Below are 12,581 nucleotides of genomic sequence, written 5' to 3' on the forward strand. Positions count from 1 at the left end.
CGCCTCCTGCTCCCCCGAAGCCCCCGCAGAAGCCCACGGCACCGCCCACCGGTGGGGGCACGGGCAAGGGGTCGAACACGGGTGCCGATGCGGCCCAGGGCGAGGGTCAGGCCGGGAGCTCCTCGGGTGCCGACGGCGGATCCGCCCGCTGAGGGTCCCGCACCAGGACCGCTCGTCCACCGGCATGCACGGGACCCCCGCGCGGGGTCCTGCGGCTCACCACAGCAGGGCGGGCACGTACCGTTCCTCGTCCGTGAGAGAACCGTGCTGGCCCACCATGCCCAAGGGCCGGGTGCCCTGACGGGAGACGTCGTAGAGGGCGATCTCCTCCTTCCCCAGGATCCACACGTCGCCCGCCCGGGCGAGCATCCGGGGGTCCGGGTCCGCACCGAAGTAGCCCGCCCGCGCGAGCTCGGTCCGCGTGGCAGTCCACACCGCGTCCCCGAAGTGCTCCTGCCAGCGCTGCGCCACGTCCTCCGCATCCGCGTGGGCGGAGAGGTGCAGCTGCACCGCCCGCGGCTCCCCCGCCGTGTGGCGGACCCCGTCCATCAGATCCGCCTCCCCACTGACATCCAGGCGGTGCTCCGGGCCCACGTCCACCATGCCGTGGTCCGCGGTGAGCAGCACCCGGGTGTTCGCGGGCAGCCGTGTCACGAGACGTTTCAGGGCGGAGTCCAGCTCCTCCAGAGACCGCAGCCACGCGTCGGAGCGCCAGCCCACCCTGTGGCCGGTCTTGTCCAGCTCGTCCCAGTAGAAGTACACCAGCCCCCGGCGCCCCTCCCGCAGCTGCTCGAGGGTGCGGGCCGTCCGGGCGTACACGCCGTCGGCTCCGACGAAGCGCCCGCCCCGAAGCGCCGCCCGGGTGAGTCCGGAGGACTCGAAGCGCGGCGCGCTCACGGTCGCGGTGTCCACGTGCTCCGCGGCGCGCTCCAGGACGGTGGGCACGGGCTGCCAGGCGAGCGGATCGACGTCGGCGGGCCACTGGCCCAGCATGTTGACCACCCGCTCCGTGGCAGGGTCCAGCACGTCGTAGCCGAGCATCCCGTGCGTCCCGGGGGCCGCTCCGGTCCCCAGACAGGACAGGGAGACGGACGTGGTGGAGGGGAACGCGGCGTCGAGCTCCCCGAGGGACTGCGCGGAGCGCAGCGTGGGCGCGTAGCCCTGGACCTCCCGCAGCAGCCGGGAGCCGAGCCCGTCCACGAGCACCACCACGTAGCGGTGCGCGGCCGGCAGGCTCAGCGCGTTGCACGTCCCGGGCACCCCCGTGGCCGCGGCGGCCGAGCTCAGCACGTCCGCGATGCTGCGGGACCCGTAGCGCGGCGGGCGGGGCAGCTCGCGCGCGCTCACGAGGTGCGGCCCGCGTCGCGTCCGCTGTGGCGGTGCCCGAAGCGGCTGCGCGGTGCGGGCGGCTCCGGACGGGACGCCCCCTGGTGCGGGGCCTGGGCGATCTGGGCGCCGGAGTCGGTCAGAGGGGCCACGTTCGCGCGCCGCAGGGTCCGAGCGAACTCGCGCGCACCCTCCACGGCGTCCTGCCCGTCCGCCTCGGAGCTGATGCGCATCACCACGTCCTCGCTCGCGGCGGTGCCCGTGTACCCGTGGTCGGCCTGGCACTCCGGGTCCTCGCACATGGCCGGGTACAGCTCGAGCTGCTGCGTCCCGGTCCAGCTCACCGCGAGGTTCAGCTCCATGATCGGTGTGCCCGGCTGGTAGTTCTGGGGCTGGTGGTACGCGTAGCTCAGCGTCACGGAGCGGATCTGGGAGATGGGCACGGTCTCCGAGGACACGCGCGCCACGGTGTCCGCGCCGTTCTCGTCCAGCTGCTGGTCGTCCACGTGGGTGATGTGCAGGACGTCCTCCGCCAGGACCAGCGCCGTGATGTGGCGGTGCAGCTCCGTGTTGGTGAAGTGGGTCTCCAGCTGCACGAGGTGGGACGCCGGCCGCCTGCCGTCGAGGGAGTCCATGACCACGTCCGTGACGAGCTGCGGGTAGAACCCCGCCTTCTCGATGTCCTGGACGAGCCGTGAGCCGTCGGGTGCTGAGTAAGTCATGGCGCCATTGTCCTCCACCGGTGGCCCCGCGGCACACCGTGTCATCGCGCGACGCCGCCCCGCGGGCCCCGCGGTGACCCCGCAGCCCCTCAGGGGGTCACGACGCAGGACACCGTGCCGTCCTCGAGCTGCGTGCACTCCGGGGTGACGTCCGTGGTGGCCGCGGGCGGTCCGCCCACGCCGTCCGAGGGGACCCCCGGGGTCTGCGGTGCCCGGGTGGGCTCCGGAGCGGTGTCCGGGCCCTCGGCTCCACCCCAGCGTGCCAGCGCCGGGCCGAGCCACACGTACCCCGCCACCAGCGCGAGCACCGCGAGGGTCACGGTGAGCATCCACCAGGGCCAGCGCGGAGCCCGTGACCGGGTCCCGGGCCCACGACTCCCGGACGGCACAGCGGCACGCGCGCCCACTGGATCTGCCGTCGTCATCCCGTCCGCGGCCCCCGCGGGAGCAGGATCCCCGGAGCTCGCGGTCAGACGGGCCGTCTGCTCGGGCCCCGGTGCCGCGGGCCCCGGTGCCGCGGTGGCACGCCCTCCAGTCTCGGACACCTGCTCCAGCACCGGGGGGCCGGAGGTGTCGATGAGCTCCGTGCTGTCCTCCGCGGGCGGTCCGGCCACGGGCCACCGGGTGGTCGACGCCGGGGTGGCACGCTCCGTGTCGTGGCCACCGTCCCCCACCGGGGAGAAGGGGCGCAGCAGGTCTCCCCCGCGCTCGGTCATCGCGGGGCGCTCCGGAGCGGAGATCGCCTGGCGGTGCACGGCGTGCCACGCAATCGGGGCGTCGGCGGTGCCCCGGGCTCCCGGGGGCAGGCGGGCGGCGTCGGCCACCGGGGACAGCTCACGCTCCGTGGTGGGCTCGAGGACGTCGAAGACCTCGAACGGCTCGCCCTCCGCGGTCTCCGCTGTCCTGTCCGCGCGAGCGGACGCCGTGTCCAGCAGCTGCGCCAGCAGGCGGTCGGCGGCCCGGACACGCTGCTCGGGGTCCGGGTCCAGCAGCCCCGCCACCCCGGTGCGCAGCGCGGGCGAGTCCTCGAAGAGCTCGAGCTCGGCCACGTCCTCGGGGCGCAGCGGGTCCGTGCTGAGGTCCACCTCGGGCAGGACCATGCGCACCGCGGTCACACCCGCGGCGTAGAGGTCCATGCTCCGCGAGGGGTTGCCCGGCGCGTAGGCCTCCGAGGGCAGGTACCCGGGGGTCCCCACCACCGTGCCGGTGTGGGTCAGGCGCGCGTCGTCGAGACGGACCGCGATGCCGAAGTCCGCGAGCCGGGCGACAGGGAGCCGAGACCCCGTGGGTTCGAGCAGCACGTTGGCGGGCTTCACATCGCGGTGCACCCATCCGCGGGTGTGCACGAACCGCAGGGCCTCCAGCAGCTGGCACACGAACTCCTCCGCCAGCCAGTCCGCCACCGCGCCGTTGTCCTGCAGCGCGGCCTCCAGGGTGCCGCCGGAGACAAGTTCCATGGCGATCGCCACGTGCTCGTCCTCCGCCGCCCAGCCGTAGGGCGCGACCACGTGCGGGTGGTCCAGGTTCACGGACTGCTCGCGCACGAAGCGCAGCAGGTCCGCGGAGTCCCGCTGCCGCAGCACCTTGGCCGCGCACTCCGTGCCCAGCCGCAGGTCGTGGGCGCGCCACACGGCACCGCTGCCGCCCTCCGCAATGGGCGTCAGCAGCTCGAAACGGCCGGCGATCGTGTCCCGCACTGTCGGGCCGCGCTTATCCCAGCATCGCGCGGCGGGCGCTGTCCGTGCGCTGGCCCGGGTCCCCGATCTTGACGACGGCCGAGAGCACGGTCAGCACCGGTCCGGAGAGCACCACGGGGTTCAGCTCCAGGAACGCGATCTGCGGGAAGCGGTCCTTGAGGAATGCCGCCCTGTTCACCAGCTGCTCGAGCCCGGTGGTGTCCACCGGCGGGACCCCCTGGTACCCGAAGAGCTTGCGCGCGGCCTTGGGGGCCCGCACCATCCGGGTGATGTCCCGGTCCGTGAGCGGCGGGACGCGGTGTGCCCAGTCGTCCAGCAGGTTCACGGCGTCGCCGGTCATGCCGAAGGACAGCACGGGTCCGATCAGAGGGTCCTCGGCGGCCCGCAGCACCACGGTCTGACCCGTGGGCGCCATGGACTGGACCTCGAAGTCGGTCACGTTCCACCCGGCCAGGGTGCGCTTCATGGTCTCGATCGCCGCGCGCAGCTGGTCCGAGTCCTGGATGTTGAGCACCACACCGCCCAGGTCCAGCCGGTGGCGCAGGAACGGGTCCGTGGTCTTCAGTGCCACCGGGTACCCCAGGCGCTCGGCGGCGGCCGGGCCGTCCTCCGGGTCGTTGAAGCGCACGGACTCCAGCACCCGGATGCCCGCGTGCCCGAGCAGCTCGTTGCGCTCGGCCGTGCTCAGCTCGTAGAGCTCGTCCCCGGTGACCTTCTCCCGCAGCCGGTCGAGCACCGACTCCACGGCCTCGACGTCGAAGTCCTCGGGCACCGTGACCACGCCCTGGTCCTGCGAGCGCCACGTGGTGTAGTCGATCACCTGCGCGAGCGCGTGCATCGCGGTGCCCGGCGAGTCGAAGCACGGCAGGGCGGCGTCGTCCGCGGTGCGCACCGATGCCGTGAGGCTGTCCGGGCCGTGCTGGCCGGTGAACACGGCCACCGTGGTGCGTCCCGCACCGCGTGCCGCGAGCGCCACGTCCCGGGCGAGCTCGTCCCGGTCCAGGCCCTGCGCGGGCATGAGCACGAGCACCACGCTGTCCACGTCCTGGGACGCCAGCTGCTCGCGGGCGGCCTCGAGGACGGCGTGGTGGGCGGCCTCCCCGCCCTGGGCGGTGTCCACGGAGCCGTTGACCACCACCGGCTCGAGGTCCAGCCGCAGCGCCGTGTCCTCGGTGAGCTGGGCGAGCGCGAGGGCGTTGGAGACCACGGCGATCCGGCGGGATCCGGGCAGCGGCTGGCTCTCCGCGATCGCGGCGATGTCCAGCAGCTGCTCCGCGGTGGTGGCCCGGATGACCCCCGCCTGGCGGAACATGGCGTCCAGGGCGCCCGGCGGGGCCTGGGTCACGCGCCCGGTGTGTCCCGGGGGCAGCCGCAGCCCGGTGACCTCGGACTTGGCCACGATCACGGGCTTGGACAGCGAGAGCCGGCGCGCGATGCGCGAGAACTTGCGCGGGTTGCCCACGGACTGCAGGTAGAGCCCGCACACCGTGGTCCCGGGATCGTCCTCCCAGTGCTGCATGAGGTCGTTGCCGGAGACGTCCGCGCGGTTGCCCGCCGACAGGTAGCTGGACAGTCCCACCCCGTGGCGCAGTGCCGCGCCGTAGAGCATGGTGCCCACGGCCCCGGACTGGGAGAACAGGCCCAGCCCGCCGCGCCGCGGCATCCGCTCCAGCACGGAGGCGTTGAGCGAGACCGCAGGGTCGGTGTTCATGAGCCCCAGGCTGGCAGGCCCCACCACGCGCATGCCCGCCGCGCGGGCGATCCGCACGAGCCGGCGCTGGGCCAGGGCACCCTCCACACCGTCCTCGGCGTAGCCGCCCGTCATCACGACGACGGCGCGCACGCCCGCTCGGCCGCAGTCCGTCACCGCCTCCTCCACGGCGTCCCGGGGCACGGCGATCACGGCCAGGTCCACGGGGTCGGGGATCTCCGAGAGGGCCGGGACGAAGGTGAGCCCCTCGCGCTCGAACGGGGAGTGGCCCACGCCGTACAGGGTTCCCGTGAACCCGCCCGCGAGGATGCTCTCGACCGCGTGGTGACCAGCGTGCTCCTCGTGGGCGGAGGCCCCGATCACGGCCACCGTGGCCGGTGTGAGCAGGTCCTGCACGGAGCGGGCCTCGGCACGGTGCTCGCGGGCGGCCATGACCGCCAGGGACTTCTCGGTGGGGTCGATGTCGAACTCCACGACCACCACGCCGTCCTCGAACTGGCGGGAGACGTCGTAGCCGGCCTCCACGAACACGTGCAGCATCTTGCGGTTCTCGGGCAGCACCTCGGCGGTGAAGCGGTTGATGCCGTTCTCCCGGGCCGCCGCGGCCAGGTGCTCCAGGAGGATGGAGCCGATGCCCCGGCCCTGGTGGTGGTCCGAGATCATGAACGCCACCTCCGCCGCTCGCGGCGAGGTGCGGTCGTAGCGGCCCACGCCGATGAGCTTGTCCCCCAGGATCAGCACGAAGCACACGCGGTCCCGGTGGTCCACCGTGGTGAAGCGCTCCAGCTCCCGCTGGGACAGCTTGGGCTTGTAGGAGAAGAAGCGCAGGTAGATGCTGTCCTGGGACTGCGAGGAGTGCATCTGCTGCAGCAGCTCCTGGTCCTGCGGGCTGATGGGGCGCAGGTGCGCGGTGGCGCCGTCCCGCAGGATGACGTCCGCCTCCCAGTACTCGGGGTAGGCCTGCTGCTGCGGAGTCTCGTCGAGGGAACCCATAGACTTCAGACTAGCCAACCGTCTGCCCCTGACACAGGAGCACGCACCGAATCCAAGGAGTTGCCGCTCGATGGCTCGTCGCCGCTCAGCCACCCGTTCCCCCCAGGACGACCTCCCCGAGGACTTCGTCGAGCACATCGTGGACGTGGACGTCACCCAGGAGATGGAGACCAGCTTCCTCGAGTACTCCTACTCGGTGATCTACTCCCGCGCCCTGCCAGATGCCCGGGACGGCCTCAAGCCCGTGCAGCGGCGGATCCTGTTCATGATGGACCAGATGGGTCTGCGCCCGGACCGCGGCCACGTCAAGAGCGCGCGCGTGGTGGGCGAGGTCATGGGCAAGCTGCACCCCCACGGTGACGCCGCGATCTACGACGCGATGGTCCGCATGGCGCAGTCCTTCGCCATGCGCGTGCCCCTCGTGGACGGCCACGGCAACTTCGGCTCGCTCGACGACGGTCCGGCCGCCCCGCGCTACACGGAGGCCCGCATGGCCCCGGCGGCCCGCACGCTCACCGGGGACCTCGACGAGGACGTCGTGGACTTCGTGCCCAACTACGACAACCAGTTCCAGCAGCCCGCCGTGCTCCCGGCCGCGTACCCCAACCTGCTGGTCAACGGCGCCACGGGCATCGCGGTGGGCATGGCCACCAACATGGCCCCGCACAACATGCGGGAGGTCGCGGCCGGTGCCCGCCACCTGGTCCTGAACCCCGAGGCCACCCTGGAGGAGCTCATGAAGCTCATCCCCGGCCCGGACCTGCCCTCGGGCGGGCGGATCGTGGGGCTCGAGGGCATCCGGGACGCGTACCGCACCGGGCGCGGCTCCTTCCGCACCCGCGCCACGGTCTCGATCGAGCAGGTCTCCCCGCGCAAGCAGGGCATCGTGGTCACCGAGCTGCCCTACATGGTGGGGCCCGAGAAGGTCACCGAGAAGATCAAGGACGCCGTCCAGGACAAGAAGCTCACCGGCATCTCGGACGTGGTGGACCTCACGGACCGCACCAACGGGCTGCGGCTCGTGATCGAGGTCAAGAACGGTTTCAACCCCCAGGCGGTGCTCGCCCAGCTCTACAAGCACACGCCGCTGGAGGAGTCCTTCGGGATCAACAACGTGGCCCTGGTGGACGGCCAGCCGCGGACCATGGGCCTGCTGGAGCTGCTGCGCGTCTACACGGACCACCGGATCGCCGTGGTGCGCCGACGCACCGCGTTCCGCCTGGCCAAGCGCCAGGACCGGCTGCACCTGGTCGAGGGTCTGCTGATCGCGATCGTGGACATCGACGAGGTCATCCAGATCATCCGAGGCTCCGAGGAGACCGCCGAGGCCAGGGACCGGCTGATCGCGGTCTTCGACCTCTCCCGGGCCCAGGCGGAGCACATCCTGGAGCTGAGGCTGCGCCAGCTCACCAAGTTCTCCCGGATCGAGCTCGAGGCCGAGCGTGACCAGCTGCAGCGGGAGATCGCGGAGCTCGAGGCAGTCCTGGGCTCGGAGACCACGCTGCGCGGCGTCGTCGCCGACGAGCTGTCCGAGACCGCCCAGAAGTTCGGGGACGAGCGCCGCACCGTGCTGCTCGAGGCGGAGGACCTGCCCGCCGTGACCGCGGCACAGACCGGCGGGAAGAAGGCGGTCACCTCCGTGGCCCTGGAGATCAGCGACGACCCGTGCTGGGCGTTCCTCTCCACCACCGGGCGGATCGCCCGCAGCGCCGCGCGCACTCCCCTGGCGGACGGCTCGCGCCGCTTCAAGCACGACGCGCTCACGAGCGTGGTCCCCGCGACGGCTCGCGGCGAGATCGCCGCCGTGACGTCAACTGGCCGGATGCTGCGTGTCTCGTGCGTGGACATCCCCGTCCTGCAGGACTTCGACGGCGTGCCCCGCCTCGCGGACGGTGTGCCCGCCGCGGACTTCCTGGGCTTGGACAAGAACGAGACGCTCGTGGGCCTGGCGCCCCTGACCGAGGTCGTGGTGATCGGCACCGCCGCGGGCGTGGTCAAGCGCGTGAACCCCGACTACCCGCTGAACCTGGACCAGTGGCCCGCGATCAAGCTCAAGGACGCGGACCGCGTGGTGGGCGTGGGTGCCGCGCCGGACGCCGCCGAGCTCGTGATGGTCTCCTCCGACGCCAAGCTGCTGCACTCCCCCGCCCCCGCCGTGCGCCCGCAGGGCCGCACCGCCGGTGGCGTGGTCGGCATGAAGCTCGCCGCCGGTGAGCACGTGATCTTCTGCGGGGCGGTGATCCCGCAGGAGTCCACCGTGGTGGTCACGCAGGCCCGCGGGGACGGTCAGCTGCCGGAGATGGGAGAGGCCTCCGTCAAGGTCACCCCCCTGAGCGAATTCCCGCCCAAGGGTCGCGCCACCGCGGGTGTGCGCGCGCAACGGCTGCTCGCCGGGGAGGACGCGCTGAACCTCGCGTGGGTGGGCCACGGACCGGGCAAGGCCGTGTCCGCCGCAGGGGTCGCGCGGAGCCTGCCCACCGAGTACGGCCGCCGGGACGGCTCCGGGGTGGGCATCGACCGGGCCGTGGCCGCCGTGGGTCCCGCCCTCACGGGGCTGCCGGTGGAGGTTCCCACCGCCGGGAGCGCGTCCCGGGAGGATGTGGACACCGCGTCAGCGGAGGGCTGAGACGTCGCGGTCCGCGTCCGGGGCCGCAGGCCCTGTCATGCGGGACCGGCGGTCACGTCACCGCTGACGCGACCTGGCGGCGTTGTGCTCCCCGCCGCGCTGACGCATCCCGTGGTCGTCCCCCTGCGGCGCGCGGCCGGTCAGGCGTCGATCTGCTCCTGGTTCAGGTGCGAGGCGCCGGCCACGATGAAGTCCTTGCGGGGCGCCACCTGCGAGCCCATGAGCAGCGAGAACGCGCGCTCCGCGGCCTCCGCGTCCGCCACCCGCACCCGGCGCAGCACGCGGTGGCGGATGTCCATGGTGGTCTCCGCGAGCTGGTCGGCGTCCATCTCACCCAGACCCTTGTAGCGCTGGATGGGCTCTTTGTAGCGCCGCCCCTGCTCCTCGAGGCTGCCCAGCAGGGTGTCCAGCTCGCGCTCCGAGTACGTGTAGACCATCTCGTTGGCCTTGGAACCGGGGTTCACGATCTGCACCCGGTGCAGCGGCGGCACTGCGGCGTAGACGCGGCCGGCCTCCACGAGGGGGCGCATGTAGCGGTAGAACAGGGTGAGCAGCAGCGTGCGGATGTGGGCGCCGTCCACGTCCGCGTCCGTCATCATGATGACCTTGCCGTAGCGCGCGGCGTCCAGGTCGAAGCTGCGCCCCGACCCGGCGCCGATCACCTGGATCAGCGCGGCGCACTCGGCGTTGGCCAGCATGTCCGTGATGGAGGCCTTCTGCACGTTGAGGATCTTGCCGCGGATGGGCAGCAGGGCCTGGTGGTTCGAGTTGCGCGCCAGCCGGGCCGTGCCCAGCGCGGAGTCACCCTCCACGATGAACAGCTCCGAGCGGGCCACGTCCGCGGAGCGGCACTCCACGAGCTTGGTGGGCATGGACGAGGTCTCCAGGGCGTTCTTGCGCCGCTGTGTCTCCTTGTGCACCCGCGCCGAGATGCGGGACTTCATCTCCGCCACGACCTTCTCGAGCAGCTGGCCCGCCTGGGCCTTGTCGTCGCGCTTCTTCGACGTCAGCTGCCTGGTGAGCTCCGCCTCCACGACCCTGGCGACGATCTGGCGCACGGCGGGGGTGCCCAGCACCTCCTTGGTCTGGCCCTCGAACTGCGGCTCGGCCAGGCGCACGGTGAGCACGGCCGTGAGACCGGCGAGGACGTCGTCCTTCTCGAGCTTGTCGTTGCCGGCCTTGAGCTTGCGGGAGTTCGCGTCCACCTGCTTGCGCAGCGTCTTGAGCAGGGCGTTCTCGAAGCCGCTCAGGTGCGTGCCGCCCTTGGGGGTCGCGATGATGTTGACGAACGAGCGCACCGTGGTGTCGTACCCCACGCCCCAGCGCAGGGCGACGTCCACCTCGCACGTGCGCTCCACGTCCTGCAGCTGCGCGTGCCCGGAGTCGTCCAGCACCGGCACGCGCTCGGTGAACGAGCCCTGGCCCTGCAGCCGCCACACGTCCGTCACCGGGGCGTCCGCCGCGAGGAACTCCGCGAACTCGGAGATTCCACCGTCGTACTGGAAGACCTCCTCCACCGGCCCGTCGGCTCCCGGGGTGCCGGGAAGACGGCGCTCGTCGGTGACGGTGATCCGCAGTCCAGGGATGAGGAACGCCGTCTGGCGGGCACGGCGCACCAGGTCCTCCGTGGAGAACTTCGCATCCGGCGTGAAGATCTGGTCGTCCGCCCAGTATCGGATCCGGGTGCCCGTGACACCCCGCTTGGCCTTGCCCACCACCTGCAGGTGCGAGTCCGTGGTGAACGGCTCGAACGGCGCGTTCGGGGAGGGCGCACCCTTGTCCGTGAACGTTCCGGGCTCACCGCGCTTGAAGGACATCTGGTACGTCTTGCCGCCGCGGTCCACCTGCACGTCCAGGCGCGCGGACAGGGCGTTGACCACCGAGGCACCCACACCGTGCAGACCGCCCGACGCGGAGTACGAGCCCCCGCCGAACTTGCCGCCCGCGTGCAGCTTGGTGAACACCACCTCCACCCCGGTCAGTCCGGTGCGGGGCTCGGTGTCGATGGGGATGCCGCGGCCGTCGTCGTGGACCTCCACGGAGCCGTCCTTGTGCAGGAACAGCGCGATGTCCTGCCCGTAGCCCGCCAGCGCCTCGTCCACCGAGTTGTCGATGATCTCCCACAGGCAGTGCATCAGTCCGCGGGAGTCCGTGGAGCCGATGTACATGCCCGGGCGCTTGCGCACCGCTTCCAGTCCCTCCAGCACGGAGAGGTGGCGGGCGTTGTATTCGGATCGAGACGGTGTCACGAGCTTCTTCCGGGGTCGGGGGGCCGCGAGGGCGTTGGGGACCTCATCACTCTAGACGGCGCCCCGGTTTTGTGCGCGGTGGGCGAAACATCGGCCACGCGGGAAGCAATGGCCGCGCGCGTGGGTTGTACTGGAACGTGCGATCCAGCTGATCGAGCCGACATCGCGCTGCGGTGCGCACACGCGTGCCCGCCGCATTCCACACCTGTGAGGAGGATCCCATGAACGCGACACTCGAAGCGCGTGAACTGAATGCGACCCACCGCTGCGATGCCTGCGGCGCGCAGGCCTACGTCCGCGTGGTCCTCGAATCCACCGGCGGCGAGCTGCTGTTCTGCGCCCACCACGCCCGGGTCAACGAGGACAAGCTGCGTCCCCTGGCCGCCACGTGGCAGGACGAGACCGAGCACATCGGTGCCTGAGTCCCCCACCGCGCCACGGCGGCAGAGACCGACCGGGGCTGCGCAGGAGATGGCATGAGACGAGGCGCGCACCGTGCGGTGCGCGCCTCGTCTCGTCCCACGGTCCCGTGAGGATCACATGGCCGAAGGCTTGCGGCCCCAGAAGATCACGTTGGTCCCCAGGTACCGGCTCTCGGAGCCCACGTCCTCGAACCCGGCCTCCCGCAGCTGCCGTTCCACCTCGGCGGGCGGGACGAACCCCAGCGTGGAGGACTTGAGGTAGCTGTACGCGCTGCGGTCCCGGGCCACGATCTGACCGAGCAGCGGAAGCACCACACTCATGCCCACGGAGACCGCGAGCTTGAGCAGCCCGCGCGGCGGGGCCGTCTCCAGCACCACCACCCGGCCACCGGGCCTGAGCACACGGAACTGCTCGCGCAGCACCCTGGGGACGTCACTGACGTTGCGCAGCAGGTACCCGTGCGTCACGGCGTCGAACGACGCGTCCTCGTACCGCAGCTCGTGGGCGTCCGCGAACTCCCAGGTGACCGAGTCCGCGCCCGGCTTGGTGCGGGCCTCGGCCAGCATGTTCTCGGAGAAGTCCACCCCCACCACCTCCGCTCGCGGTTCACGACGCCGCACGGCCAGGGCGATCTCGCCGGTGCCCGTGGCGATGTCCAGCAGTCTCCCGCGCGGCGGCACCTGTGCCCGCCGGGCCACCTCGCGGCACCAGCGGGCGTGACCGCCCAGGGTCATGAGCGCGTTGATGCGGTCGTACTCCACATTGATGCGGTTGAAGATGCCCTGCACCTGCGCGTCGCGCGCGGTCATCTCGTGCCCTTCTGCCGGGCCGTGC

The 12,581-nt window shown here is 72.1% G+C and carries 8 protein-coding genes; 2 read left to right on the plus strand and 6 right to left on the minus strand.

The window, feature by feature from the left end; translation table 11 throughout:
• Window positions 1-216 precede the first annotated feature (216 nt).
• From D9R02_RS05220 to D9R02_RS05235, 4 genes are all read right to left on the minus strand, one after another.
• Window positions 217-1,347: an alkaline phosphatase family protein gene (locus tag D9R02_RS05220; protein ID WP_070637663.1), complete on the minus strand. Its 1,131-nt coding sequence runs from the start codon at window positions 1,345-1,347 to the stop codon at window positions 217-219.
• Window positions 1,344-2,048, minus strand: coding sequence for a DUF5998 family protein (locus D9R02_RS05225; protein WP_035885321.1), 705 nt, complete (start codon window positions 2,046-2,048; stop codon window positions 1,344-1,346). Before D9R02_RS05225 ends, D9R02_RS05220 begins: the two co-directional genes overlap by 4 nt.
• A gap of 89 nt (window positions 2,049-2,137) precedes the next feature.
• The gene (locus D9R02_RS05230) at window positions 2,138-3,745 is read right to left on the minus strand and encodes a serine/threonine-protein kinase (protein WP_121566476.1); all 1,608 of its coding nucleotides are present in this window, start codon (window positions 3,743-3,745) and stop codon (window positions 2,138-2,140) included.
• A gap of 13 nt (window positions 3,746-3,758) precedes the next feature.
• A complete protein-coding gene (locus tag D9R02_RS05235; protein ID WP_039102201.1) occupies window positions 3,759-6,449 on the minus strand; it encodes a bifunctional acetate--CoA ligase family protein/GNAT family N-acetyltransferase in 2,691 nt (896 codons plus the stop codon).
• A 70-nt stretch (window positions 6,450-6,519) separates the two neighbouring features.
• Between D9R02_RS05235 and D9R02_RS05240 the strand changes: the two genes are divergently transcribed.
• Window positions 6,520-9,075, plus strand: a complete 2,556-nt coding sequence (locus D9R02_RS05240) for a DNA gyrase/topoisomerase IV subunit A (protein WP_121566477.1) — start codon at window positions 6,520-6,522, stop codon at window positions 9,073-9,075.
• A gap of 140 nt (window positions 9,076-9,215) precedes the next feature.
• Here the strand turns inward: D9R02_RS05240 and D9R02_RS05245 are convergent, their stop codons facing one another.
• Window positions 9,216-11,324, minus strand: a complete 2,109-nt coding sequence (locus tag D9R02_RS05245) for a DNA gyrase/topoisomerase IV subunit B (RefSeq protein WP_039102203.1) — start codon at window positions 11,322-11,324, stop codon at window positions 9,216-9,218.
• Window positions 11,325-11,545: 221 nt separating this feature from the next.
• Between D9R02_RS05245 and D9R02_RS05250 the strand changes: the two genes are divergently transcribed.
• Window positions 11,546-11,746, plus strand: coding sequence for a DUF7455 domain-containing protein (locus D9R02_RS05250; protein ID WP_047978633.1), 201 nt, complete (start codon window positions 11,546-11,548; stop codon window positions 11,744-11,746).
• Between the two features lie 114 nt (window positions 11,747-11,860).
• Here the strand turns inward: D9R02_RS05250 and D9R02_RS05255 are convergent, their stop codons facing one another.
• On the minus strand, window positions 11,861-12,556 hold the full coding sequence (locus tag D9R02_RS05255) for a ubiquinone/menaquinone biosynthesis methyltransferase (protein ID WP_039102211.1): 696 nt from the start codon (window positions 12,554-12,556) through the stop codon (window positions 11,861-11,863).
• Window positions 12,557-12,581 lie beyond the last annotated feature (25 nt).

Origin of the sequence: Kocuria rhizophila (assembly GCF_003667225.1) — a bacterium.
Lineage (GTDB): Bacteria > Actinomycetota > Actinomycetes > Actinomycetales > Micrococcaceae > Kocuria > Kocuria rhizophila.

Coding starts and splice junctions, on each gene's coding strand:
- D9R02_RS05225 (WP_035885321.1), bottom strand. CDS start 2,048: ATGACTTACTCAGCACCCGACGGCTCACGGCTCGTCCAGGACATCGAG.
- D9R02_RS05235 (WP_039102201.1), bottom strand. CDS start 6,449: ATGGGTTCCCTCGACGAGACTCCGCAGCAGCAGGCCTACCCCGAGTAC.
- D9R02_RS05240 (WP_121566477.1), top strand. CDS start 6,520: ATGGCTCGTCGCCGCTCAGCCACCCGTTCCCCCCAGGACGACCTCCCC.
- D9R02_RS05250 (WP_047978633.1), top strand. CDS start 11,546: ATGAACGCGACACTCGAAGCGCGTGAACTGAATGCGACCCACCGCTGC.
- D9R02_RS05255 (WP_039102211.1), bottom strand. CDS start 12,556: ATGACCGCGCGCGACGCGCAGGTGCAGGGCATCTTCAACCGCATCAAT.